Origin of the sequence: Curtobacterium sp. YR515 (assembly GCF_900113095.1) — a bacterium.
Lineage (GTDB): Bacteria > Actinomycetota > Actinomycetes > Actinomycetales > Microbacteriaceae > Curtobacterium.
The window spans coordinates 653,056-676,469 of record NZ_FOOD01000003.1 but is presented as its reverse complement, the minus strand read 5'-3'; the positions used below and the strand labels follow the sequence as shown (position 1 = coordinate 676,469).

At 71.6% G+C, this 23,414-nt stretch carries 24 protein-coding genes and 1 tRNA gene; 8 read left to right on the top strand and 17 right to left on the bottom strand.

From position 1 onward, the window contains the following. Positions 1–61: 61 nt before the first annotated feature. Positions 62–844 carry a trehalose-phosphatase gene (gene otsB, locus BM028_RS11320; protein ID WP_092386562.1) on the bottom strand — a complete coding sequence of 261 codons (783 nt, stop codon included), beginning with the start codon at positions 842–844 and terminating at the stop codon, positions 62–64. Further along, complete coding sequence (gene otsA / locus BM028_RS11315; protein ID WP_070418525.1) at positions 837–2,429, bottom strand: alpha,alpha-trehalose-phosphate synthase (UDP-forming); 1,593 nt, start codon at positions 2,427–2,429, stop codon at positions 837–839. The genes otsB and otsA overlap by 8 nt, the downstream gene beginning before the upstream one ends. 186 nt (positions 2,430–2,615) lie before the next feature. On the opposite strand from otsA, the gene BM028_RS11310 reads away from it, so the two are divergent. After that, positions 2,616–5,129 carry a hypothetical protein gene (locus tag BM028_RS11310; RefSeq protein WP_139219811.1) on the top strand — a complete coding sequence of 838 codons (2,514 nt, stop codon included), beginning with the start codon at positions 2,616–2,618 and terminating at the stop codon, positions 5,127–5,129. Positions 5,130–5,196: 67 nt separating this feature from the next. Beyond that, complete coding sequence (locus BM028_RS11305) at positions 5,197–6,168, top strand: magnesium transporter CorA family protein (RefSeq protein ID WP_070418523.1); 972 nt, start codon at positions 5,197–5,199, stop codon at positions 6,166–6,168. On the opposite strand, the gene BM028_RS11300 is transcribed toward BM028_RS11305, so the two are convergent. Next, positions 6,165–7,316, bottom strand: a complete 1,152-nt coding sequence (locus tag BM028_RS11300; RefSeq protein ID WP_092386558.1) for an ArsB/NhaD family transporter — start codon at positions 7,314–7,316, stop codon at positions 6,165–6,167. The genes BM028_RS11305 and BM028_RS11300 overlap by 4 nt on opposite strands. A gap of 93 nt (positions 7,317–7,409) precedes the next feature. On the opposite strand from BM028_RS11300, the gene BM028_RS11295 reads away from it, so the two are divergent. Then, a complete protein-coding gene (locus BM028_RS11295) occupies positions 7,410–7,601 on the top strand; it encodes a hypothetical protein (RefSeq protein WP_070418521.1) in 192 nt (63 codons plus the stop codon). A 141-nt stretch (positions 7,602–7,742) separates the two neighbouring features. Here the strand turns inward: BM028_RS11295 and BM028_RS11290 are convergent, their stop codons facing one another. The 4 genes from BM028_RS11290 to BM028_RS11275 form a co-directional block, all read right to left on the bottom strand. Next, positions 7,743–8,909, bottom strand: a complete 1,167-nt coding sequence (locus BM028_RS11290; protein ID WP_092386556.1) for a mechanosensitive ion channel family protein — start codon at positions 8,907–8,909, stop codon at positions 7,743–7,745. 107 nt (positions 8,910–9,016) lie between these two features. Next, complete coding sequence (locus BM028_RS11285) at positions 9,017–9,931, bottom strand: glycine betaine ABC transporter substrate-binding protein (protein ID WP_092386554.1); 915 nt, start codon at positions 9,929–9,931, stop codon at positions 9,017–9,019. Positions 9,932–9,945: 14 nt separating this feature from the next. Next, on the bottom strand, positions 9,946–10,923 hold the full coding sequence (locus BM028_RS11280; protein ID WP_092386552.1) for an ABC transporter permease: 978 nt from the start codon (positions 10,921–10,923) through the stop codon (positions 9,946–9,948). After that, the gene (locus BM028_RS11275; protein WP_092386683.1) at positions 10,920–12,170 is read right to left on the bottom strand and encodes a quaternary amine ABC transporter ATP-binding protein; all 1,251 of its coding nucleotides are present in this window, start codon (positions 12,168–12,170) and stop codon (positions 10,920–10,922) included. The genes BM028_RS11280 and BM028_RS11275 overlap by 4 nt, the downstream gene beginning before the upstream one ends. 494 nt (positions 12,171–12,664) lie before the next feature. On the opposite strand from BM028_RS11275, the gene BM028_RS11270 reads away from it, so the two are divergent. Together BM028_RS11270 and BM028_RS11265 are read left to right on the top strand one after the other, a co-directional pair. Further along, positions 12,665–14,302: an amino acid permease gene (locus BM028_RS11270; protein WP_092386681.1), complete on the top strand. Its 1,638-nt coding sequence runs from the start codon at positions 12,665–12,667 to the stop codon at positions 14,300–14,302. 116 nt (positions 14,303–14,418) lie between these two features. Beyond that, positions 14,419–14,724, top strand: coding sequence for a hypothetical protein (locus BM028_RS11265; protein ID WP_092386550.1), 306 nt, complete (start codon positions 14,419–14,421; stop codon positions 14,722–14,724). 11 nt (positions 14,725–14,735) lie between these two features. On the opposite strand, the gene BM028_RS11260 is transcribed toward BM028_RS11265, so the two are convergent. From BM028_RS11260 to BM028_RS11225, 8 genes are all read right to left on the bottom strand, one after another. Next, positions 14,736–15,572, bottom strand: a complete 837-nt coding sequence (locus tag BM028_RS11260; protein ID WP_092386548.1) for a VOC family protein — start codon at positions 15,570–15,572, stop codon at positions 14,736–14,738. 120 nt (positions 15,573–15,692) lie between these two features. Beyond that, the gene (locus BM028_RS11255) at positions 15,693–16,319 is read right to left on the bottom strand and encodes a PepSY domain-containing protein (RefSeq protein WP_092386546.1); all 627 of its coding nucleotides are present in this window, start codon (positions 16,317–16,319) and stop codon (positions 15,693–15,695) included. A 48-nt stretch (positions 16,320–16,367) separates the two neighbouring features. Next, positions 16,368–17,711 (bottom strand): sensor histidine kinase, encoded by a 1,344-nt coding sequence (locus BM028_RS11250; RefSeq protein WP_092386544.1) that lies wholly within the window; start codon positions 17,709–17,711, stop codon positions 16,368–16,370. After that, a complete protein-coding gene (locus BM028_RS11245) occupies positions 17,704–18,381 on the bottom strand; it encodes a response regulator transcription factor (protein ID WP_071303811.1) in 678 nt (225 codons plus the stop codon). Before BM028_RS11245 ends, BM028_RS11250 begins: the two co-directional genes overlap by 8 nt. Before the next feature lie 264 nt (positions 18,382–18,645). Then, positions 18,646–18,858, bottom strand: coding sequence for an SCO4848 family membrane protein (locus BM028_RS11240; protein ID WP_070418512.1), 213 nt, complete (start codon positions 18,856–18,858; stop codon positions 18,646–18,648). A 216-nt stretch (positions 18,859–19,074) separates the two neighbouring features. Beyond that, positions 19,075–20,001, bottom strand: coding sequence for a hypothetical protein (locus BM028_RS11235; protein ID WP_071303810.1), 927 nt, complete (start codon positions 19,999–20,001; stop codon positions 19,075–19,077). Next, positions 19,998–20,465, bottom strand: a complete 468-nt coding sequence (locus BM028_RS11230; RefSeq protein WP_022905932.1) for a M48 family metalloprotease — start codon at positions 20,463–20,465, stop codon at positions 19,998–20,000. The genes BM028_RS11235 and BM028_RS11230 overlap by 4 nt, the downstream gene beginning before the upstream one ends. Beyond that, positions 20,462–20,902, bottom strand: a complete 441-nt coding sequence (locus BM028_RS11225) for a hypothetical protein (RefSeq protein ID WP_070419521.1) — start codon at positions 20,900–20,902, stop codon at positions 20,462–20,464. The genes BM028_RS11230 and BM028_RS11225 overlap by 4 nt, the downstream gene beginning before the upstream one ends. 84 nt (positions 20,903–20,986) lie before the next feature. Here BM028_RS11225 and BM028_RS11220 point away from each other — a divergent pair, with 84 nt between their 5' ends. Beyond that, positions 20,987–21,637 (top strand): IMPACT family protein, encoded by a 651-nt coding sequence (locus BM028_RS11220; protein ID WP_254789532.1) that lies wholly within the window; start codon positions 20,987–20,989, stop codon positions 21,635–21,637. Between the two features lie 105 nt (positions 21,638–21,742). Here BM028_RS11220 and BM028_RS11215 read toward each other — a convergent pair. Continuing rightward, positions 21,743–21,818: transfer RNA gene (locus BM028_RS11215), tRNA-Lys, on the bottom strand. A gap of 93 nt (positions 21,819–21,911) precedes the next feature. Here BM028_RS11215 and bcp point away from each other — a divergent pair. Continuing rightward, complete coding sequence (gene bcp / locus BM028_RS11210; protein WP_071294921.1) at positions 21,912–22,382, top strand: thioredoxin-dependent thiol peroxidase; 471 nt, start codon at positions 21,912–21,914, stop codon at positions 22,380–22,382. A 73-nt stretch (positions 22,383–22,455) separates the two neighbouring features. Here the strand turns inward: bcp and BM028_RS11205 are convergent, their stop codons facing one another. After that, entirely contained in the window at positions 22,456–22,878 is a 423-nt protein-coding gene (locus tag BM028_RS11205; RefSeq protein WP_071294920.1) for a hypothetical protein, read from the bottom strand. Between the two features lie 260 nt (positions 22,879–23,138). Here BM028_RS11205 and BM028_RS11200 point away from each other — a divergent pair, with 260 nt between their 5' ends. Further along, positions 23,139–23,387: a WhiB family transcriptional regulator gene (locus BM028_RS11200; protein ID WP_022904217.1), complete on the top strand. Its 249-nt coding sequence runs from the start codon at positions 23,139–23,141 to the stop codon at positions 23,385–23,387. The last annotated feature ends 27 nt before the right edge of the window (positions 23,388–23,414 follow it).

The window sequence follows — 23,414 nt, the reverse complement described above, 5'->3', positions numbered from 1 at the left end:
CATCCGCATGGGCGACGGGCGGTCCAGGAGGCGCGGTGCGGGTCCGCCTGGTCGCTGCGGGTCAGCGCGTGGCGCGGATCCGGGCGAGCTGCTTCAGCACGTCGGTGAGCGCCGCGGGGTCGGCGACCCGGTACCCGGCGAGCGTGTCGCCCTCCCCCACCTTCACGCCGACGTCGCCGTCGCGGAGCACCCGGAAGGCGTCCTCGTCGGTGACGTCGTCGCCGGCGAAGAACACCGCGTCGGCGCCGTGCAGGTCGCGCAGCCGGGCGATCGCGTCACCCTTGGTGACGTGCCGGACGGCGAACTCGAGGATGTCCTTGCCCCCGCGTTCGAGGACGTCCGGGTCGGCCTCGTGCGCGGCGGCACTCGCGGCGGCGTTCGCCTCGGCAGCGACCTCGGCGCTCACCCGGCGGGTGTGCACGCCGTGGCCGGCGGGCTTGTGCTCGATGACGACACCCGGGAACCGCTCCCCGACCGCGTCGAGCGCGGTGCCGATCCGGGCCACCCGGGCCTGCTCGTCGTCGGTGAGGGCCGCTTCGTCGTGCCCGTCGACGCGCCACTCGACGCCGTGCGACCCGACGAGGGCCATCTCGGCGGGGGCGTGCGTCACCGCGGCGAGGCTGTCCAGCGGGCGCCCGGAGACCAGGACGACCTCGGTGTCCTTCGCCCGGTGCAGGGTGAGGACGGCCGCCCACGAGCCGGGCAGCGCGCCGACCTGCGACGGGTCGTCGGCGAACGGCGCGAGCGTGCCGTCGAAGTCGAGGGCGACGATGAGTCGCGGCGCAGCCGCGAGCGTCTCGAGGGCCCGGTCGATGGCGGTCTGGTCGGTGGTCGCCTCAGGCATCACGCGCCTCCCGGGTGTCCTCGGCAGCACGCGCCGTCTGGGCGTCCTGGTCGAAGATCGACATGTTGTCCGTCTGCGCCTCGCGGTGCTGGTCCTTCGGGTCCGCCGCGGAGGGGTCGATCTGCGCGTTCTTCGGGGCGTGGCGGTCGAGCGCCTCGAGGAACGAGCGCGACCAGCGCGCCACGTCGTTGTCGCGGACGCGCTTGCGGAGGGCCCGCATGCGGGTCGAGCGTTCGCGTCGGGGCATCTCGATCGCGCGCTGGATCGAGTCCTTCAGCGCGCCGATGTCGTGCGGGTTGACGATGACGGCCTGCTTCAGTTCGTCGGCGGCACCGGCGAACTCGGACAGGATGAGGACGCCGTCGTTGTCGAACCGGGCTGCGACGTACTCCTTCGCGACGAGGTTCATGCCGTCACGCAGGGCCGTGACGAGCATGATGTCCGCGGCGAGGTAGAGCGCCACCATCTCCTCGCGCGGGTAACCGTGGTGCAGGTAGGCGATCGGCTGGTGTCCGATCACGCCGAGGTCGCCGTTGATGCGGCCGACCGTGAGCTCGATCTCGTCGCGGAGCGTGGCGTACGTGTCGACGCGCTCGCGGCTCGGGCTGGCGACCTGCACGAGGGTGGCGTCCTCGACCGCGATGCGACCGTCCTCGACGAGTTCGCCGAAGGCCTTGATCCGGTGGCGGATGCCCTTCGTGTAGTCGAGGCGGTCGACGCCGAGCAGCACGGTCTTCGGGTTGCCGAGGCTCGCACGGATCTCACGGGCGCGCTCCTGCACCTCGGGCCGGTGCGCGATCTCCTCGAAGCCGGCGGCGTCGATGGAGATCGGGAAGTGCCGGGCCTCGACGTGCCGCACCGTGATGCCCTTGCGGCTGCGCGGTGCGTCCGGGTCGTCGACGGGGACGTCGATCGTCTGCCCCTTGGTCGTGTAGCCCTTGATGTGCCGGACCGCCCGGAGGAAGTCGCTCGCGTCGTCGTGCCGCTGGAAGCCGATCACGTCCGCCCCGAGCAGGCCGTCGAGGATCTGTGCGCGCCACGGCAGCTGGGCGTAGATGCCGACGGGCGGGAACGGTATGTGGTTGAAGAAGCCGATCGTCAGGTCCGGGCGGAGCTCGCGGAGGAGCGCGGGGACGAGCTGCAGCTGGTAGTCCTGCACCCAGACGATGCCGTCCTGCTCGACGATCTCGGCGATCTGCTCGGCGAAGCGCTGGTTCACGCGCTTGTACGCGTTCCACCAGTCGCGGTGGTAGCTCGGGTGCTCGATGACGTCGTGGTAGAGCGGCCAGAGGGTGTCGTTGCTGAACCCCTCGTAGTACTCCTCGACGTCGTCGTTGCTCAGCGGGACGGGCACGATGTGGATGCCCTCGTTGTCGAACGGGGCGACCTCGACGTCGGGCTGGCCGACCCAGCCGACCCAGGCACCGTCGTTCGCGCGCATCACCGGCTCGAGTGCGGTGACGAGGCCGCCGGGCGAGTGCCGCCAGCCCTCGTTGCCGTCCTCGTCGACGATGCGGTCGACCGGCAGGCGGTTCGAGGCGACGACGAAGGCGTAGCGGGTCTGTTCGGTGCGGGGTGCTGCCATGGGGTGCTGGGGTCTCCGTTCCGCCCGGCACGAACGCCGGGTTCGGTGCCGAAGTTACCAGCGTGCCGACAGCGGATTCACGGCGGATCGACGGCTTCCGGTACGCTGCGTCCATCGTGTCGGGGGGACACGCAGGTGACGCACGGGGTCGTCACCGCCCTCTCGACGAGAGAGGACCCAACCGTCGTGAGCGATCAGTCGCCCGTCCCGCCCGTTCCGCCCGGGCCCCCGTCAGCCGCGCCGGCCGCGTCCGACCCGCTCGGTCGCCTGCTCCGCGCCGTCCCCGGTCGTGACTGGGTCGCCGCCGTCGTCGCGGCCCTCGGCGGGTGGGTCGCGGCGTACGTCGTCGCGGCGATCTCGCTGTTCCTGACGGTCGCCGTGGCCGCCGCCGGTTCCGGTCCGGTGTCCACGGGCTCGTCGTCCGGCCTCGGCACCGGCGGCTCCGACCTCGGGTCGGCCGGGGCACCCGACGTCCAGTCGCTCCTGTCGGGGGTGAGCGTGCTGCTGGGGTCCCCGGCGCAGCTCGTCGCCCTCGCGGACCTCGGGCGGCTGCACGGCTCCGGTTCGATCCTGCTGCTCGGTTCCGGGTCGGGGTCGGTCGGCGTCGTGCCCGTGCTGGTGCTCGCGGCGCAGGTCGTGCTCGCGGTCGTGCTCACGCGCCGCATCCGGAGCCGGGTCCTCGCGCTCCCGCAGCTCGTCGTCACGGCGGTCGTCGCCGGGCTCGTGACCACCGCGGTCACCACGCTCGCCGGCCTCGTGCTCGCCATCCGGTTCCCCGCCGTCTCCGGGGTGCAGATCGACCCCGTGCACGCCGTGGGGATCGGCAGCGTGCTCGGGTCGTTCGTGATCGGCACCCTCGCGGTGCTGCTCGCCCGTCCGTCGCTGCTCGTCGGCCGGAGCACCTCCGTCGCCCGGGCACTCGGTGCCCTGCGGGTCGCCGCGTGGCAGCTCGGCGGGCTCCTCGTCCTGCTCGCCCTCGTGCTCGTCGTCGTGGCGCTCGTCGCGCAGCCGTCGTGGGGCGCCGCCCTGCCGCTGCTGCTCGGCAACGCGGCCGTCGCCCTGACCGCGCTCGGCTTCCTCGGCGGGGTCGGCACCTCCGGACTCGGTGCCGTCGGGAGCGACGCCTCGGTCTTCGCGGGCGCCGGCGGCTGGACCTGGCTCGTCGTCCTGCTCGTCGTCGTGAGCTCGTTCGTGGCCGGTCTGGCGCTCGCGGTGCGCCGGAACGACCGGGTCCGCACGACGCTCGACTGGGTTGCGACGCCCGTGGTCTGGTTCGTCGCCGGACTCGTGCTGTTCGTGCTCGGCACCGGCGTGGTGTCCTACCAGGTGACCGGTTCGAGTGCGGTCGGCGGGTCCGGCTCGGTCGGCGTGACGCCCTGGACGCCCGTCGTCTTCGCGCTCTGGGGCGGGGCCATCGAGGTCGTCGCCCGGTACGTCGCGCCCGTGCTGCTCCCCCGCGTCGGCGGCGGCGTGCTGCTGCGGACGGCGCGCGTGGTCGGGACCGACCCGGTGCTGGCGCCGGTGCCGGCGCCGGTGCCGGCTCGGCCGACCGCTCCGGTCGACGGTGCCGCTCCGGTGTGGGCGGTGCCCGCCGATGCGGCGGCCCCGGCGGCCCCGGCGGCCATGACAGACCCGTCGCAGCCGGACCAGCCCGTCGAGCCCGATGCGCCGGTCGGCCAGCCGCACCCGAGCCAGCCCTTCGTCGGCCAGGGCGCCCCCGCCCCCGCGCCGATGTCCCCGCGCGCGAAGAAGGTCCTCGTGCGATCGCTCATCGCGGGCGGCGCGGTCGTCGTGGTCGTCGTGGCGGGAGCGATCACCACGGGCGTGCTCCGCACCACCGTCTGGGGCCCCGGACCCACGGCCCGGTCGTACGTCGACGCCATCGCGCAGGGCGACGCGGACACCGCGGCGAGCCTGAGCGAGGTGACCGGCGACGCCTCGATGCTCGACTCCGCCGTGCTGCAGAGCGCGAAGGACCGTCCCACCGACGTCCGCGTCGGCCGGGTGTCGACCAGCGGGGACACCGCGTACGCGAACGTCACCTTCCGGCAGGGCGACGCGCAGCGCTCCGGCCAGATCGTCCTCGAGCGCACCGGCACGTCGTTCCTCGTGAAGGACGAGTGGCGCGTCACGGAGCCGCTCACGGACCGCGTGACCATCACGGCCGGAACGGTCCTCGAGGGCGCCGACGTGACGATCGGCGGCAAGAAGGTGGGCGAGATCGAGAACGGCGCCTTCACGTCGCTCGCCTACCCCGGCAGCTACCAGGTCGAGGTCGGCGGCACGGAGTACTTCACCGGCGGCACCGAGACGCTCCGCGTGGGGTCGTCGAGCTCGCCGTACGCCGACTTCGAGGCGAAGCCCACGAAGGAGCTCGAGACCGACGCCGAGCAGTACGTGTCGGACCTCATCGACGACTGCGCGGCGAAGACCGACATCAGCTACGCGGACGGCTGCCCCTGGTACGGCCCGTACGACGCGGACGGCGCGGACGGCGCGGTGCAGTACGACGTCCGGTCGAAGCCGGATCTCGAGGTGCAGTCCTCCGGGGGCGGACTCGTCGAGGTGACCAGCACCGCGGACGGCAGGATCGGGTACTCGTACACGGACTACTTCGGCGACGCGCAGAAGAGCGAGGACACGTTCGACGTGGACGTCTACCTGAAGGTCGAGGACGGGAAGCTCGTCTCGGCGTACTGAGAGCCCGTACCGCCTGCACGGCCGACCCTGGAGTCCCGGGGTCGGCCGTCTCACTAGGCTCGACCCCATGGTCATGACACGGGCGTGGCGGAACGGCACCGCGGCGGAACGGGACTTCCCGGTCGACCGGATCTCCGAGCTCATCGCCGAGGACGGCACCTTCGTGTGGGTCGACTACACCGACCCCGAGCCGTCCGACCTCGAGCACGTCGAGGCCGAGCTCGGCATCCACGCGCTCGCGGTCGAGGACGCCGTCGAGCGCGGCCAGCGCCCGAAGCTCGATCGGTACCGCGACAGCCTCTTCCTGGTCGTCTACGACGTGGGCGGCCTCGACCACGCCGGGGACCTCACCACGCACGAGGTGAAGGCCTTCGTGACCGAGCACGCCCTCGTCACGATCCACGGCAGCGACGTCGACACCGGGGCCATGGAGCGCCGGCTCGACGCGACCACGGACATCGCCGACCACGGCGTCCCGTGGTTGATGTGGGGCCTGCTCGACGCGGTCACGGACCACGCCACGAACACGGTCGAGGACATCGAGCGCCGGATCGACGCGCTCGAGGAGGACCTCTTCGAACACGGCACCCCGCGTGAGAAGCAGATCCAGCGGCGATCGTTCCGCCTCCGCAAGGCCCTGGGCGTCCTGCGCCGCCAGGTGGTCCCCACGCGGGACAGCGTCGCCTCGTTGCTGCACGGGGACGCCGAGACGATCTCGGACGGCATCCGCCCCTACTTCCGCGACGTCGAGGACCACCTCGTGTCGATCACCGACTCCGTCGACCAGCTCCGCGACGCGGTGTCGAGCGTCCTCGACACGAACCTCAACCTGGCGTCGAACCGGCAGAACACGGTCATGAAGAAGGTGACGAGCTGGGCGGCGATCATCGCGATCCCGACGGCGATCACGGGGTTCTTCGGCCAGAACCTGAAGTTCCCGGGAATGGGCGAGTGGAGCGGGCTCTACTTCTCCCTCGGGCTCATCATCGCCTCATCGCTGACGCTGTACCGGGTCTTCAAGGCGAAGGACTGGCTCTAGAGCCGCAGCGCGAGGACCCCGGCGACGACGGTGAGCGGGGCCACGATGCACCCGAGCGCCATGTACCGCCCCCACGACAGGTGGACGCCCTCGGACGACAGTCGCGCGTGCCACAGCAGCGTCGCGAGCGAGGCCCACGGCGTGATGAGGCAGCCGGCGTTCACTCCGACGAGGAGCGCCGCGTAGCGCAGGGCCTCGTGCCCGGCGGCCGGCTCGAGCACCAGGTAGGCGGGCAGGTTGTCGATCGCGTTCGCCGCCAGCGCGCCGGCACCGCCGAGCACCAGGAGCGACCCCGTCCCGGTGCCACCGGAGAGCGCAGCCACGATCGGGTCGGTGAAGCCGGTCGTGTGCAGCGTCTCGACGACCACGAACAACCCGGCCGCGAAGACGAGCGTCGACCACGGCACGCGCGACGGCTTGAGCTCCGACGGCGCCCGGAAGGCCGCGACGACCACGAGCACGACCGCCGCGGCGATCGCGGCGATCCACACCGTGACGCCGGCGGTCAGGGCGATCACCAGCGCGACGAGCACCGCCGATGCCGACCAGAAGAACACCGGGTCGGTCGCCGCCCGGACCGAGACCGGCGTGTACCGGCCGAAGAGCTTGCCGCGGAACACCACGAGGAGCACCGCGCACGGGACCACCACACCGGCGAGCGCCGCCCACACCATGAGTCCGGCGAACGGGATCGGCCCGTCGAGCCCGATGCGGTCGACGGCGAGCAGGTTCGTCAGGTTCGACACCGGCAGCAGCAGCGACGCCGTGTTCGCGAGCCACACGGTCGTCAGCGCGAACGGCATCGGCGGCAGTCCGACCCGCCGGGCGAGCGTGATGACGATCGGGGTGAGGAGCACGGCCGTGGTGTCGATCGACAGGAACACGGTGCAGAGGACCGCGAGCACGACCACGGCGCCCCAGAGCCCGATCGTCCGACCGCCCCCGACCCGTGCGGCGACGTCGGCGAGCCGGTCGAAGACCCCGGCGTCCGCCGCGAGTTCGGCGACGACGGTGAGTCCGAGCACGAAGGCCAGCACCGGGACGACCCGGTCGGCGAGCTCGGCGAGGTCGGACAGTGGGAGCAGCCCGAGGGCGACGCACACCGCGCCCACCACGAGCAGGACTCCCCCGATGACGGCCTGGCGCACGACGACTCCTCCACGAGTGCGCCGGGCAGGGCATCCGGCGGCGCTCCAATGTAGCGGCCGGTAGCGTTGACGGGACGACGACAGGAGGAACCCGTGCGGAAGTTCATGTTCAGCGGTGCGGTGTGGAGTTCGATCATCAGCGGCTACAGCGTGGTGCAGACCACGCGGCAGGGCCCGCGTGACTGGCGCCTCGCGCTGACGTGGGTGGCGTGGATCGCGACGACGCTCGTGGCGATCGGCACGGTCGTCGAGGACGACCGCGCCGTCAAGGCCAAGCAGCCGTAGACCGCGACGCGACCCGGTGACGGGACGCAACCCGGTGACGGGACGCGACCCGGTGACGGGACGCGACCCGGTGACGGACGGGAGGGACGGTGCCAGCTGGCACCGTCCCTCCCGTCCGTCCGTCGGTTCCGGGCCGGCCGGTCAGCGCTCCGACCGCGGGATGTCCGAGGTCTGGATCGGTCCCGTGAAGAGCGCCGCACGGTCGTCCTGGTCCGGCGTGAACAGCGCGGACTCCGACGCGGTCGACGCCGCGCGCCGTCGCGGCGCCGCGACCTCGTCCACCATGAGCACCCGCTGGACCGGCAGCGCGTCGGGATGGGTCCGCTGGATCCAGTCGACGAGCTCCTCGCGGATGTAGCAGCGCAGGTCGAACAGGGACGGCGCGTCGTGCGAGGTCGCGAGGACCCGGACACGCACGGACCCCTGCACGGCGTCGGTGACCTGCAGGACCTTCACCCGGCGGTCCCAGAGCTCGGTGCGGTCGAGGATCCGGTCGAGCTCGGCGCGCATCTCCCCCGGCCGGACGCGCCAGTCGAGGTCGAGCTCGACGGCCCCGAGCAGCTCGCTGTTGGTCCGGGTCCAGTTCTCGAACGGCGTGCTCGTGAAGTACGTCGACGGCAGCACGAACCGCCGGTCGTCCCACAGGTGCACGACGACGTAGGTGAGGGTGATCTCCTCGATCCGCCCCCACTGCTGCTCGACCACGACGACGTCGTCGACACGGATCGACCCGGAGAACGCGAGCTGCATGCCGGCGAAGACGTTGCCCAGCGTCGACTGCGCTGCGAGGCCGGCGATGACGGAGATGAGCCCCGCCGACGCGAGCACGCTCGCCCCGGCTGCCTCGACCCCCGGGAAGGTCAGCAGGATCGCGCCGATGCCGATGATCACGAGGACCGCGACGGTCAGCCGACGGATCACGAGGACCTGCGTGCGGATGCGGCGGGCCTGCCGGTTGTCCGGGACGTCGATGCGGAAGCGGTGCAGGCCGAGGTCCTCGAGGAAGATCGCGATCTGGCACGCCAGCCAGGTGCCGGCGGCGATCGTGGCGATGAGGAAGCCGTGCGACACCGGCGCGCGCCACGGGAAGGCGTCCGGCCGGTTCGGGACGCTCGTGACGAGGGCGACCCAGAGGAGCACGACGAGCAGTTCGGTGCGGAACGGGTGCTTCATGCGTCGGGAGAGCACGGCCGCCCAGCGTTCCCGCCGCGCGAGTGCGCGGAAGACGAGGTGCAGGACGAGCGCGGCGGCGGCGGTGACGAGCAGCGCGACGCCGATCGCGACGAGGAGCCGGAGGAGGATGTCCATCCCTCCATCGAAGCGGTGGACGACGGACGTCGTTCAGGAACGCGACCACCCGCATCACAGGAGGCGCGGTGCCGGACCGGCACCGCGCCTCCTGGCAGGGGCTGCTGCTACTTCGTCGAGGTGAGCGAGTCCACGTAGTCCTGGTGCTCGGACGCCCACTTCGCGGTGATCGCCGGGTACTCGCTCGTCTTCGCACCGCTGTTCACGAGCGCGTTCTCGAGTGAGTAGAGCGTGTCGGAGTCCATCGCGAAGTCCTCCATCCACTTCGACGCCTGCGGGAACTCGTCGGCGAAGTCCTTCTTGGCGATGGTGTGGATCTCCTCGTTCTTGCCGAGGGCGCCCTTCGGGTCCTCCAGGTCCTTGATCGGGAAGGCGTCGTACGCCCAGTGCGGACGCCACAGCGTCACGACGACGTCCTCCTTCTTCGCGATCGCGGCCTTGAGGTCGGCGAGCATCGCCGGCGTCGAACTCGTGATGAAGTCCATCCCGTCGAGGCCGTACTGCGGGATCACCTGGTCCTGCACGACCTTCGTCTCGCCGGCCGCGGGCTCGATGCCGACGATCTTGTTGCCGAAGTCCGAGGCCTTCGCCGTGAGTTCGTCGATCGAGTCGATGTCCGAGTACTCGGGTACGGCGAGCTCGAGCGACGCCTGCTCGTTCCACGCGCCGAGGTCCGTGAGGTCCTTGCCGTACGTGTCCATGTACTCCTTGTGTGTGTTCGGCAGCCAAGTGTCGAACACGACGTCGTAGTCGCCGGATGCGAGGCCCGTGTAGGCGGGCGCGACGTCGGAGTTCGTGAGCTGGACGTCGTAGCCCTTCTGCTCGAGGACGTGCTTCCAGAGGTAGCTCGCGGCGGTGTCCTCGTCCCAGCCGTTGAAGACGACGACGTGCATGGACTTCTGGTCGCCGTTGTCGAGCGTGCCGGAGGCGCGGTAGTACCCGGGCGGCATGCACGCGGACAGGCCGAGGGTGGTGGCGGCGGCGAGCGCGGCGGCCGCGAGGGTGCGCTTGGTTCGCTTCATGATCTGTTCCTTCCTCACGCGTCGACGGTCTGGCGGTCGGTGACCGCTTCGGTGGTGGCGGCGGTCTGGTTGGTCGCCGCGTTCGGCGTCGCGGTCACGGTGGGCTTCCGCTTTCCGCGTCCGAAGAGCCTGGAGGCGCGGCCCGAGTCACCGCCGAGCGCTGCGGTCAGGCGGTCCAGCAGGATCGCCAGCACCACCACCGACAGGCCGGCTTCCGCACCGAGACCGACGTCGATGCGGTTCAGCGAGGCGACGATCTGCTCGCCGAGTCCCCCGGCGCCGACCATGCCGGCGATGACGACCATCGAGAGCGACAGCATGATGACCTGGTTGACGCCCGCCATGATGCTGGCCTTCGCGAGCGGCAGCTGGATCTGGCGGAGGATGCGCCACGGGCTCGACCCGAACGCGGCGCCGGCCTCGACGACCTCGCTCGGGACCCCGCGGATGCCGAGCTCGGTGAGCCGGACGCCCGGAGCCATCGCGAACACGATCGTCGCGACGATGCCGGGGACGACGCCGACGCGGAACAGCAGCAGCGCCGGGATCAGGTAGACGAAGGCCGGGGTGGTCTGCATGAAGTCGAGCACCGGGCGGATGATCCGGCTGGCGGTGTCCGAGCGGGCAGCCCAGATGCCGAGCGGGATGCTGAACACGACAGCGAGCCCCGCGGCGACGATCACGAGGGCGAGGGTGTCCATCGCGTTCGTCCACTGGCCGACGCTCACGATGAAGAGCAGACCGACGGCGGCGCCGAGCGCGAGCTTCCAGCCCTTGGCGACGAACGCCAGGACCACGAGGATCGCGACGACCACCCAGAACGGCGGCGTGGAGAGGAAGTACTCCATCCACGCGTCCATCCACGTGAACACGTAGCGGACGACGTCGAAGAAGCCGGAGAGGTAGGTGGTGATCCAGTCGACGATCGCTGCGACCCAGGTGCCGAGGGGCAGGTGGAAGTCGCCGAAGGAGTTGGTACCGGGGGTGATCATGCGTGGTCTCCTTCGGCGAGGGTCGAGTCCATGTCGGAGTCGGAGATGCGGGTGACCGGCTCGAGCACCGGGATGGGCATCGTCGCCGTCGGCACGTTGCCGAGGGCGGCGAGCAGCGTGACGCGCGGGACGACCCCGAGCAGGCGCCCCTCGTCGTCGACGACCGCGATCGGCAGCGGCGACTCCACCGCGAGCTCGAACAGGTCGGTCAGTGCGGTCTCCGGCGCGACCCGGGCGTACTCGGTGTTGACGATGGCGTCGAGGTTCGTGTCGCCGGCCTTGACCTGGCGCATCACGTGCCGGTCGCGGACCCAGCCCTCGAGCTTCCGGCCGCGTCCGGTCACGAAGACCGCGGCCGTCTGCAGGTCGCGCATGGTCCGGAGCGCGCCACGCGGGCCGACGGTCAGCGGGACCGCGGCACGTGCGGGCTCCATGACGCTCGACGCGGTGAGCACGCGGGCACGGTCGACGTCCTGCACGAACTGGGCGACGTAGTCGTTCGCGGGGTCCGTGAGGATGTCCTCCGGCGAACCGATCTGCACGATCCGGCCGTCGCGCATCACGGCGATCCGGTCGCCGAGGAACATCGCCTCGTTGAGGTCGTGCGTGATGAAGACGATCGTCTTGCCGAGGCGCTGCTGCAGGTCGACGAGCTGCTCCTGCATCTCGCGGCGGATGAGCGGGTCGAGGGCGCTGAAGGCCTCGTCCATCAGCAGGACGTCGGTCTCGGCGGCGAGGGCGCGGGCGATGCCGACGCGCTGCTGCATGCCGCCGGAGAGCTCGTCGGGCTTGGCGTCCGCCCAGACGTCGAGTCCGACCAGGCCGATGACCTCGCGAGCCTTGGCGAGCCGGGTGGCCTTGTCGACGCCGTTGACCTCGAGGCCGTACGCGACGTTCTCGAGCACCGTACGGTGCGGCAGCAGCGCGAAGTGCTGGAAGACCATCGACACGCTGGTGCGGCGGATCTCGCGGATCTCCTTCGGCGTCGCCTTGGTGACCGTCCGGCCGCCGATCTCGACGCTGCCCGCGGTCGGCTCCAGCAGGCCGTTCAGCATGCGGATGAGCGTCGACTTGCCCGAGCCGGACAGGCCCATGACGACGAAGATCTCGCCGGGACGCACGTCGAAGGACGCGTCGATGACGGCTGCCGAGCCGAGGTCACGGACCTCGTCACGGGTGGCGCCGTCGGCCAGACGGCGGACCGCTTCACCGGGTCGGCGGCCGAAGACCTTGTAGGCGCCGTGCATGCGCACGGCCGGGACGTCGGTGGGGTGGTCCGGCGTGACGGCACGCCGGTCCTGGGGTGGTGCGATGGTCAACGGTGCTCCTCGCGGGACCGCGGCGCGGAACGGCGCACGGCGGTACCGGTGGTTGCGGACGGGTCGCCCGGCACCGTGTTCGGCGGCATCGCATCGAGCCCGCGCAACGGCGCAGGGCGAGCGATCACGCACGCGGGGGTCGTACTCGGGACGACCCCGGTCCAGCCGACCGTACGGCCCCCGCTGTGCTGCTGCGGTGGACGCGTCCTGATCGTCGGTGTCCCCTGAAGGGACGTTCAAGGCTATCGGCGCTTGTCCCCCGTCGCGAATCCGGGTCCGCCGGAATCCCGGCACCGGTGTACCCCGTTCACGGCGTGTCGCCCATCGGTGCGGGGATCGCGATCGTGACCGGCTCGTTACTTTTCAGGAGACTCGCATGGTTGTGTGCCACCCCGGTTCGAGGCACCTGTAGCGTGTCGCGCATGACAGCGCAGAACGACACCGGGGTGGACCGCGCGCCCGCGAACGACTTCTCGCACGAGCAGGAGGGCTACCAGCACGGGCTGAAGCCCCGGCAACTGCAGATGATCGCCATCGGCGGCGCGATCGGCACGGGGCTCTTCCTCGGCGCGGGCGGTCGCCTGCACACCGCGGGGCCGGCCCTGGCGGTCGTCTACCTCATCGCGGGCATCTTCGCGTTCTTCATCCTCCGGGCACTCGGTGAGCTCGTGCTGCACCGCCCGTCGTCCGGGTCGTTCATCTCGTACGCCCGCGAGTTCTTCGGTGAGAAGTTCGCGTACGCCGCCGGGTGGATGTACTTCCTCAACTGGGCGATGACCTCGATCGTGGACACCACCGCGGTCGCGCTCTACCTGCACTACTGGGCCGGACCGCGCGCGATCCCGCAGTGGGCGCTGGCCCTCGCGGCGCTCGTCGTCGTGCTGGCCGCGAACCTCGTCGCCGTGAAGGTGTTCGGCGAGCTGGAGTTCTGGTTCGCGATCATCAAGGTCGCCGCCCTGGTGGCCTTCCTCATCGTCGCGCTCGTGTGGCTCGTGTTCGCATTCCCGGTGGAGGCGGGCGGCGAAGCGGTCCGCACCGGCTTCGGCATCTGGGCGGACAACGGCGGCCTCTTCCCGACCGGCCTGCTCCCGGCGGTCCTCGTGGTGCAGGGCGTCGTGTTCGCCTACGCCGCGATCGAGCTCGTCGGCACCGCGTCCGGCGAGACGCAGGACACCGAGAAGGTCATCCCCCGCGCGATCAACTCGGTCGTCTTCCGCATCGCGGTGTTCTACGTCGGGTCGGTCGTCCTGCTCTCGCTGCTCCTGCCGTACACCTCGTACAAGGACGGCGTCAGCCCCTTCGTGACCTTCTTCTCGTCGATCGGCAACCCGCAGGTCGGCCAGGTCGTCGGCTCGATCATGAACTTCGTCGTCCTCACCGCGGCGCTGTCGTCGCTGAACGCCGGGCTCTACTCGACCGGACGCGCACTCCACTCGATGGGCATGAACGGCTCCGCGCCGAAGTGGACCACGAAGATGACGAAGGGCGGCGTGCCGTTCGCTGGCATCCTGCTCACCTCGGCGTTCACGCTGGTCGGCGTCATCCTCAACCTGTTCGTCCCCGGGCAGGCGTTCGAGATCGCCCTGAACATCGCGAGCCTCGGCATCATCACCGCCTGGGGCACGATCATCCTCTGCCAGATGAAGCTGCGGTCGTGGGCGAAGCAGGGACTCGCGAAGGAGCCGTCGTTCAAGCTGCCGGGCGCGCCGTACACGTCCTGGCTGACGCTGGTGTTCCTCGCGACCGTCATCGTGCTCATGGCGATCGACTACCCGATCGGCACGTACACGATCGCGTCGCTCATCATCGTGATCCCGCTGCTCATCCTCGGCTGGTTCCTGCAGCGCGACCGCATCCTCCGGATCGCCTCGCTCCGCTCGGGCATCACGGGTCCGTACCCGGTGACCGGTCGGGACCCGGCGAACCAGGTACGTCGGAGCGGCGCCGGCACGGACGGTTCCTCGACCGCTGCCACGGACGGTTCGTCGACCGGGTCCACGGATGCGTCCCCTGGTCCGGACGCCGGGTCGGACGCCGGGTCGGACGACCACCGGGCCTGATCACCGGCAGCTCTCCCGTCCGTCGGCTCGACCGACGACGGGCGGAGTGTCCGGATAGCGAAACAGCGCGCCCTGGGCGTGCAGGAGGGTCCGGCACCCGTCGGTACGATCGGCGGGTGCCGGACCCATCTGTCTCCCCCACGCTCGACCTCCAGCTCACCTGGCGCGGTACCTTCGGCCGCGTCCGGGTGTTCGACGACCGCGTCGCTGCCGAGACCAGCTACGAGCGGGACGCCCTGACGCCGGTGCCGATGGAGACCGTGCGCGGGTGGCGGATCGAACCGTGCGACTTCGACGCGGTGTGCGTCGAGTTCGTCACGCCCGGGGAGACCTACCGGGTGCTGCTCGACACGACGGACGAGCAGGTCGCCGGGCTGGCGTTGCGCCGAGCCCTCGGCGCGCCGTTGCCGTCCGCGTCCTGAGCCGGGCAGACTCAGCCGTCCTGCGGCGCGAACTGCGTGACGCGGAACGTCGCACCCTGCGGGTCCTGCAGCTCCGCAGCCCGGGTCCAGAAGCCGTCCCACGAGCCCAGCACCCGGCCGCCGAGCTGTTCGGCGAGCGCCGCGGCACCGTCGCGGTCCGCCACGCTGAACGACACGTGCCAGTCGTCGGCACCGGCGTCGAGCTTGTCGAGCGCGCCGATGACGTCGGCGAACCCCTCGGGCGCGCCGGCCTGGCGTTCGCGGATGTCCGGGTCCGAGGTCGCCGCGAGGTGGTCGCCGTACCCGGGCAGCCGGACCATCGCGCTCGGGCCTTCCTCGATGCCGGAGACCTGCCAGCCGAAGAGCTGCTCGTAGAACCCGATCGCCTGCTCCGGATCGGTCGAGCGGAGGTCGCTGAACACCCACCCACCGGGGGCGTTGACGTGCTGGGCGCCGAGTCGGGCACGCGCCTGCCAGAGCCCGAACGCGGCACCACGGGGATCGACGCAGTCGACACTGCGGCCGGCCGCTCCCCCGGGTCCGGCGTCCTCGGCGGGACCAGCGGTGCCGCCGAGCTCCGTGACGCGACGGGCCACGGCGTCGGCGTCGTCGACCGCGATGTACGTGAGCCACGTGGCCGGCTCGTCACTCGACGCGACGGCACCGACCTCGTGCCCGTCGATCGACACGATGCGGTAGGAGCCCGGCACCCCCGGCGGGAGTCGCTCCTCGAAGTCCCAGCCGAACAGCCCGCCGTAGAAGGCCTGGGCTGCGTCCGGGTCCGGCTGTCGGGCGTCGATCCAGCTGGGGACGCCCTGGGGGTACGTGCGCGGGGTCTGGTCGGTCATCGTCGCTCCCGGGTCCGCCGGCGCGTGGCCGGATGCCCCAGGTCTACCGCGGACCACCGACGCCCTCGCACCCGCGCCCGCGCTCGCGCCCACGGCCGCGCCCGGGCCCGCGCCCGCGCCTCAGTCGTCGGTGTCGACCTCGTCCGTGACGACCTTGCCGGTGCCCGCGTCGAGGCGGACGCTGTGCTTCGTGCCCGAGGCGTCGCGGACGTCGCCCTCCCAGACGACCTTCCCGAGGTGGTCGTCGAGCCCGAGCTCGGTGATCGTGCCGGCGTGCAGGTCCTCGAACCGGCCGACCGCGTCGTCCACGGTCAGGTCGGCCGCGGCCGTGAAGCGCTCGTTCTCGGCCCGGTCGTCGGCGTCCGAGGTCTCGGTGCGCGGCGATCCGGACACCGCCGTGCCGGCCTCGTTCGTGTGCACCTCGTGCTCGGTGCCGTCGTCGGTGACGACCAGCACTTCGTACGCGGTGCCGTTCTGCTCCTGCTCGACCGAGATCACGGTGCCAGACCCGACAGCGTCGCGGGCGGTGGCGACGGCGGCACGCAGGGCGTCGTTCGACGTGGCGGACGCAGCGGTCGCGCCGCCGGACGCCGATCCGGACGAGGACGATGACGACGTCGTGGACGAGGCCCCGTCGGACTGCGCGGTGGAGCACCCGACGAGGGCGAGGGACGCCACGAGCGGCAGGGCGGCGATGCCGGCGAAACGACGGGTGGAGCGGGCTGTGGTGGTGCGGAGTGTGTTCATGCGACCAGGGTGCCGGGCGGGTGCTGAAGCACGGCTGAAGCCCCCTGGTCAGCCGCCGAGTGCGATGCGGACCGCGAACCGGGCGCCGCCGAGGGGCGAGTCCGTCACGACGACGTCCCCGCCGTGTGCCCGGACTGCGTCCTGGACGATCGCGAGGCCGAGCCCCGCGCCGCCCGCGTCCCGGCTGCGCGCCTCGTCGAGCCGGACGAGACGTTCGAACACGCGGTCACGGTCCGCCGGGGCGATGCCCGCGCCGTCGTCGTCCACCGTCAGGACGGCGCGTCCGTCCCGCTCGGCGAGCGCGACGACGACCCGACCCTCGGCGTGCCGGACGGCGTTGTCGACGAGGTTGCGGACCACCGCGGCGAGGAGCCGTTCGTCCCCGAGGACACGGGCCGGCCCGATCCCGGACCCCTCGACCCGGATCGACCCGGCGGTGCTCCCGCCGAGCCGTCCACGCGCCCGGGCCACGGCGTCGAGCGCCAGGTCGTCGAGGTCCACCGGACGCCGGACGCCCACGTCGCCCTCGTCGAGCCGCGAGAGCTCGAGGAGGCCCGTCACGAGGTCCTGCAGCCGGAGCGCCTCCGATCGCACCACCTCGGACAGCTCGACGACGTCGGCGCGGTCGGGGTGCGCCGCGGCGACCTCGGCGTGCTGGCGGATGGTCGCGATCGGCGACCGCAGCTCGTGGGAGGCGTCGGAGACGAACCGCCGCTGCCCCGCGGCGGAACGGTCGAGCCGGTCGAGCATGGTGTTCATGGTCGTGGCGAGCCGGGCGATCTCGTCGCCGGTGTCCGGGACGGCGACCCGGGCGTCCGGTCGTGCCGCGCGGATCGTCTCGACCTCGGTGCGCATGCGTTCGACCGGGCGCAGCGACCGGCCGGTGACCACCCACGTGACGGCCCCCATCACGACCACGAGCACCGGGACGCCCACGGCCAGCAGCGCGACCGCGGCACCGACGGCGGCGTCGGTCTGGTCGAGGGAGACCCCGTAGACGAGCGTCGCGTCCCCGCCGCCGGGCAGGTCGACGTCGTCGGCGACGAGCAGCCACCGCTCGCCGTCATGGGTCCAGCGGGACTCGTCGGCCGTCGGGAGCGCCGGTGGATCGGCGTCGTCCCCGTGGGCGAGGACGGACCCGTCGTCCCCCACGACCTGCACGAGGACGTCCTCGTAGCCGCTCACCACCCCGGCGCCGTCGGCCTCGACCCGAGCCGAGGCCTGCTCGAGCCCCGACTCCGCCGTGGTCCGCACCCCGTCGAGGAGGACGAGGCGGAGCACGACGACGAACGCCGCCGCGCCGACGAGCAGCGCCGCGAGCACGACGACGACCGCCCCGAGGGTGGTCCGCGCCCGGACGGACCGGAAGCGCCGGCGGCCGCCGTCAGCCACCGTCCACCGCCAACCGGTAGCCGGCGCCGCGCACGGTCTCGATCGCGGTGCGACCGAACGGCCGGTCGACCTTGCGACGCAGGTGTCCGACGTACACCTCGACGATGTTCGGGTCGCCGTCGAAGTCGACGTCCCACACGTTCTCGATGACGTCGCGCTTCGAGCAGACCTCGCCGGCGCGGCGCGCCAGGAACTCGAGGACGGCGAACTCGCGACTCGTCAGCTCGACGGGCGTCGAGGCTCGGGACACCGTCCGGGCGGCCGGGTCGACGACGAGGTCGCCGAGCGTCAGGACCGCCGGGCGCTCGCGCGCACCGCGGCGCACCAGGGCACGCAGCCTCGCCACGAGGACCGGGTGCGAGAACGGCTTCGTCACGTAGTCGTCGGCCCCGGCGTCGAGCGCCTCGACCTGGTCCCACTCGCCGTCCTTCGCCGTCAGCATGAGGACGGGCGTCCAGTCGCCGTCGGCACGGAGCTGCGCGCACACGGCCCAGCCGCTGAGCCCGGGCATCATCAGGTCGAGCACGATCGCGTCGTACCCGAACTCGCGGGCGTGCCACAGTCCGTCGACGCCGTCGTGGGCGACGTCGACCGCCCACCCCTCGGCTTCCAGCCCGCGACGGACGCCGTCGGCGAGCCGCACCTCGTCGTCGACCACCAGGACACGCATGCCCCGATCCTGCCGTGCGCCGCTGAAGCAGGCCTGAAGCGTCCTGGACGCGACCGGTCGCGGGCCAGGAGGCGCGGTGCGGGCCGGCACCGCGCCTCCTGGCCGGCACCGGGTCGCGTCCACAGCCCCGTCGTCGCCGGGTCCCGGGACGGATTCGGGTTCTGGCCCGGCCTCCGGCGGCGACGGTACCAGCGCCGATCCTGCTCCCTCGGCGACGGACGCGCTCGCAGCCGACCGGGTCCGGCGAGGCCGGTCGGGACCGGCTCAGACGAGCAGGAGGATCCCCGCGACGACGGCCGCGACGGCGATCGCCAGCGCGATGAGCAGCAGCACGAGGTGCACCGTGTAGAACGTCGTCGGCTTGCCGGCGGCGTCACGCGCCCGGGAGTCCTTCGCGACCCGCTGGAAGAAGCGGGGCCAGGTGACGACGTTGAAGACGGCACCGATGAACAGGACGAGGGCTGCGAAGACGGTCACCCGACGATCCTAGACACCGCGGGGCACCGGGTCGGGCACCGGGCGGGCCCGCTCCGGGCCGCCCGGGGCCGGTGGTGCTCGGCCGCCCCCAACGCGGCCGAGTCCCACCCCGTGCTGCCACATCGCGTGTAGCACCTGCTACAGACCCTACACGGCGGCCCGGACGACGTCGACCCATCCAGTGGGATCGATGTCCCGTTCTGGTAACGACTGGTGCTACGCCGCGTCGAGGGCCGCTTCGGCGTCGGCCAGGGCCCGCTGCTCCGACTCGCTCAGCGACTGCCGGGCTCGACGGGCGCCGTCGTTGATCTCGACGATGAGCCGACTGAGCCGCGTCGCCGGGTCGCCGGAGTCCGGGTAGGCGTTGTCGGTGCCGATCCGCGCGTGCAACGGCGTGAGGGCGCGCAGGGCGGTCTCCACCCGACGGGAGCGCCGACGGCGGGAGACCTGGTGGCCGATGACGAGCAGGAGCATCCCGGACGACACGCAGATCACCGCGCCCGGGGTCGTGACGTCGTAGGGCAGCGCGAGGGCCCGGGTGAGGCCGATGTCGCCCAGGACGTGCGCGAGGTCCATCACCACGACGACGACCATCCGCACGACACCGAGGACCCCACCGAGCACGAGGACCCACAGGCCGACGAGGTCGGTGGTGGTGCGGGCCTCACGCAGGTGCAGGACGCAGATGAGTCCGGTCGCGCCGAGCGCCACCCCGAGGTAGACCGTCTGCGCGATCGAGTAGACCGTCGCTGCCGGGTGCGATCCGGCGTCGAGCATGAAGGTCGTCGTCGTCGCGGGCTTGTCGAGGACGGTGAACGCCACGATGACCACCACGACGACGACCGCGCACGTCACGACGATCGCGTTCCGGAGCCACGGCCGTGCAGCACCGACGGCCTTCGCCACACCCCAGAGCAGGGTGCTCGTCCCCGCGACCATCAGGCAGTCGCTGACGACCGTGACCACGTTGAACCCACCGAACAGCGGATCGAGCCACCGGTACAGCGGGTCGACGTTCGTGACGATCGTCGCGGCGAACAACAGGAAGGTGACCGCGAGCGTGCGGTCCTGTCCGCGCTGCAGGACGAACAGCGTGACCGTCCCCGCGATCAGGAGCAGCGCCTGGACGAGGGAGACGATCACCCGAACACCCCGCGGAACGCGCTCGGACGGTCGCGGTGGCCGCGGATGAGCCCGGCGAGCCGGTCGGCGAAGACCTCGGCCTCGTGCTCGTACTCGTTCGAGAACAGCCCGCGGGCGAGTGCCCGCTCGACCTTGTACTCCGGCAGGTCCGGGATGACGTCGCGGATGTAGGCCGCCTGGGGTGCGTGGTCCTGGTGGCGGTGCAGGATGTGGCCGAGTTCGTGGCCGATGACGAACGACCGGAACGTCCGCGAGGCCGTCGGGGAGATCATCACCAGGTGCTGCCGCTCGAGCGTCGCCACGAAGCCGCACACGGGCTCGGCCGCGAGGAACGCCTCTTCGCGGACGACGATCGGCTTGCCGACCACCTCGGCCGCGGCGGCGACGGCCTGGTCGACGTCGGACCACCCCTCGGCCGCACCACGCGCCCAGAACGCCTCGACGAGGTCGGTCGGAGCGCTCATGCGACGCTCCCCCGGGCGGACTCCTCCTCGAGCACCTCGGCGATGCGACGGAGCGCCTCGGGCGAGAGCTCACCGGGGAAGGTCCGGGCGGCGAACCCGCTGACACGTGCCGATCGGAGGGAGCGGACGAGGGCGAGCTGGGCACCGATGCGCTCGGGGACGTCGCTGTCCTCGAGCAGGAAGCGCTCGTCGACCTCGAAGAAGCCCGCGAGCAGGCGGAGCAGCCCGGTGTCACGGTTGCGACGGCCGTCGCCGGAGAGCATGTACGTCCACTTCGCCCGGGACAGCGAGCCACCCTGGGCCGCCACGTACTCCTCGATCGCCGCGAACGGGACGGGGGCGCCGCGCTGCGCTTCCTCGAAGTCGAGGAGGAGGTTCAGCCGGCGCGCGAGTTCCGCGGCGTCGAGCACGCCACCCCTCGGATCTGCTGTCGCCATGTCGATCGGACTCCTCCCCAGCCGCACGTCGTGCAGGACATGGTAGCGCGAGCCGCCGACGAGGACCTCGCTAGCCTCGACGGTGTGAGCACCCCGTACCCGTCCACGGTCGCCGCCCCGGTCGAGCACGAGATCGTCATCACGAAGTCGCGCTTCATCACGACCGTGGCGCCGGTGTCCGGGGTCGCGGACGCGGACCGGGTGATCGCCGAGGTCCGCCGCCGGCGGTGGGACGCCCGACACAACTGCACCGCGATGGTCACGGGCGTGCTCGGGGACCAGGCGCGGTCGAGCGATGACGGTGAACCCTCCGGGACCGCCGGCGTCCCGATGCTCGAGGTGCTCCGGCGCCGTGGGCTGACCGACGTCGTCGCGGTCGTCACGCGGTACTTCGGGGGCGTGAAGCTCGGTGCCGGCGGCCTCGTCCGTGCCTACTCGACCTCGGTGTCCGAGGCCCTCGACCGCGCGACGCTCGTGCACCGGCGCGCACTGACCCGGGTGACGGTGGACGTCCCGCACGCCGACGCCGGCCGGATCGACAACGTGCTGCGCGACTGGGTCCGGCACCACGGAGCCATGCTCGGCGACCCCGCGTACGGCGCCGCCGCGACGTTCGAGCTCTGGGTGCCGGGCGACGGCATCGAACCGCTGCGTGCCGACCTCGCCGCGACCTCGGCGGGAGCGCTCGACCCCGTGATCGGCGAGGAGCGCGTGGTAGACGTCTCCGCCGACTGATCCGCACGCGGAGTCGCGGCCGAATCGCACTCCGGGCGTGTCTCCCCGTGCGGCACCGCACGCCGGGAACGACGAAGGCCCCGACTCGTTGAGTCGGGGCCTTGCTGGTGCACCCCCTCGGACTTGAACCGAGAACCCACTGATTAAGAGTCAGTTGCTCTGCCAATTGAGCTAGAGGTGCATGTTGCGCTTCCGTGCTGCAACGGGAAACAACAATAGCATGGGTTTCGCGTGCTCTTGACCACTCGGGGCACGGACCACGAACAGGAGCCCCATGACCGACCGTCTCGCCGCCGGCGACACCGCCCCCGACTTCACCCTGCCGGACCAGGACGGCACCGAGCACTCCCTCTCGGCCCTGCGTGGGAAGAAGGTCATCGTGTACTTCTACCCGGCAGCGTCGACGCCGGGGTGCACCACGGAGGCGTGCGACTTCCGCGACAACATGTCCTCGTTGCAGGCCGCCGGGTACGAGGTGCTCGGCGTCTCGAAGGACGACCTGCCGGCGCTCAAGACCTTCCAGCACGAGCAGGCCCTGACCTTCCCGCTGCTGAGCGACCCGGACCTCGCCGTGCACAAGGCGTACGGCGCGTGGGGCGAGAAGAACAACTACGGGAAGATCGTCACCGGCACGATCCGCTCCACGATCGTGGTCGACGAGGACGGCACCGTGCAGCTGCCGCTCTACAACGTCAAGGCGACGGGGCACGTGGCGAGCCTGCGGAAGAAGCTCGGCCTGGTCTGAGACCCGACTGATCGACGGACGGGAGGCGCGGTGCCAGCTGGCACCGCGCCTCCAGTCCGTGGATCGGGACCGTCTACTCGACCGGTCGGGCGAGCGCGTCCGTCACCGGTCGCGACAGCACCAGCGTGATGCCCAGCAGCGCGGGGATGAGCAGGAACCAGCCGACGGCGGGCACGCGGAAGACGCCCTGGAACGCCCCGATCGCGAGCGCACCCTGCAGCACCTGCCAGACGATGATCCCGGACCGCACCCACGGACGACGGTTGCGGAGGCCGATGAACAGGGAGCCGAGCCAGAGCGCCGCGATGGCCGCGAGGACCGTCAGCGCGATCCCGGACGCGATGCTCGTGGCCGGCGCGACGATGAGTTCGACGATGAGGACGATCGTCACGACGACGAGGGCGGCGAACTCGAGTCCGACGACGACGAGGAGCGCCAGGAGGGCAGGCGACCGCCGCTCGACGTGGTCGGGCTCGGTCGGGGTGGTGTCGGGCACAGCATTCCTCCAGCGTCGGAACCCTTGATTTGGCCCTACCAGTATGGAACGATATTCGAGGTCGTTTGGACGGCACGATGTGGTGTGCGTCTCCCGTGGTTCGACGCTCCTCCCCCGAGCGTTCTGCGGGCGTCAGACTCGCTTCCAGCGGACTCCTCCCCCACGGGTGTCCCCTCGTGCCTCGCGCATGCTCAGCGTTCCGATCCCCGAACCACGGCCCCGGCCTGCCGTTCGAGCATCGATTTCAAGGAGCACCACACATGGACTGGCGTGACCAGGCAGCCTGCCTCACCGCGGACCCCGAGCTCTTCTTCCCCGTCGGGAACACCGGACCGGCCGTCGATCAGATCGAGAAGGCCAAGTCGGTCTGCGCTCGCTGCACGGTCACCGAGATGTGCCTGCAGTACGCCCTCGAGAACAACCAGGACTCCGGTGTCTGGGGTGGCCTGAGCGAGGACGAGCGCCGCGCGCTGAAGCGTCGCGCCGCCCGCGCTCGCCGCGCTTCCTGACCCGGCACCTGCTGCGCGCCTGACGCC

What these genes read in the sequence shown, in the direction of transcription:
- BM028_RS11280 (WP_092386552.1), bottom strand. Translation starts at nt 10,923, where the DNA reads ATGATCACCCCCGGTACCAACTCCTTCGGCGACTTCCACCTGCCCCTC.
- BM028_RS11290 (WP_092386556.1), bottom strand. Translation starts at nt 8,909, where the DNA reads ATGGACATCCTCCTCCGGCTCCTCGTCGCGATCGGCGTCGCGCTGCTC.
- bcp (WP_071294921.1), top strand. Translation starts at nt 21,912, where the DNA reads ATGACCGACCGTCTCGCCGCCGGCGACACCGCCCCCGACTTCACCCTG.
- BM028_RS11305 (WP_070418523.1), top strand. Translation starts at nt 5,197, where the DNA reads ATGGTCATGACACGGGCGTGGCGGAACGGCACCGCGGCGGAACGGGAC.
- BM028_RS11275 (WP_092386683.1), bottom strand. Translation starts at nt 12,170, where the DNA reads ATGCACGGCGCCTACAAGGTCTTCGGCCGCCGACCCGGTGAAGCGGTC.
- BM028_RS11230 (WP_022905932.1), bottom strand. Translation starts at nt 20,465, where the DNA reads ATGAGCGCTCCGACCGACCTCGTCGAGGCGTTCTGGGCGCGTGGTGCG.
- BM028_RS11285 (WP_092386554.1), bottom strand. Translation starts at nt 9,931, where the DNA reads ATGAAGCGAACCAAGCGCACCCTCGCGGCCGCCGCGCTCGCCGCCGCC.
- BM028_RS11255 (WP_092386546.1), bottom strand. Translation starts at nt 16,319, where the DNA reads ATGAACACACTCCGCACCACCACAGCCCGCTCCACCCGTCGTTTCGCC.
- otsA (WP_070418525.1), bottom strand. Translation starts at nt 2,429, where the DNA reads ATGGCAGCACCCCGCACCGAACAGACCCGCTACGCCTTCGTCGTCGCC.
- BM028_RS11200 (WP_022904217.1), top strand. Translation starts at nt 23,139, where the DNA reads ATGGACTGGCGTGACCAGGCAGCCTGCCTCACCGCGGACCCCGAGCTC.
- BM028_RS11245 (WP_071303811.1), bottom strand. Translation starts at nt 18,381, where the DNA reads ATGCGTGTCCTGGTGGTCGACGACGAGGTGCGGCTCGCCGACGGCGTC.
- otsB (WP_092386562.1), bottom strand. Translation starts at nt 844, where the DNA reads ATGCCTGAGGCGACCACCGACCAGACCGCCATCGACCGGGCCCTCGAG.
- BM028_RS11270 (WP_092386681.1), top strand. Translation starts at nt 12,665, where the DNA reads ATGACAGCGCAGAACGACACCGGGGTGGACCGCGCGCCCGCGAACGAC.
- BM028_RS11225 (WP_070419521.1), bottom strand. Translation starts at nt 20,902, where the DNA reads ATGGCGACAGCAGATCCGAGGGGTGGCGTGCTCGACGCCGCGGAACTC.
- BM028_RS11260 (WP_092386548.1), bottom strand. Translation starts at nt 15,572, where the DNA reads ATGACCGACCAGACCCCGCGCACGTACCCCCAGGGCGTCCCCAGCTGG.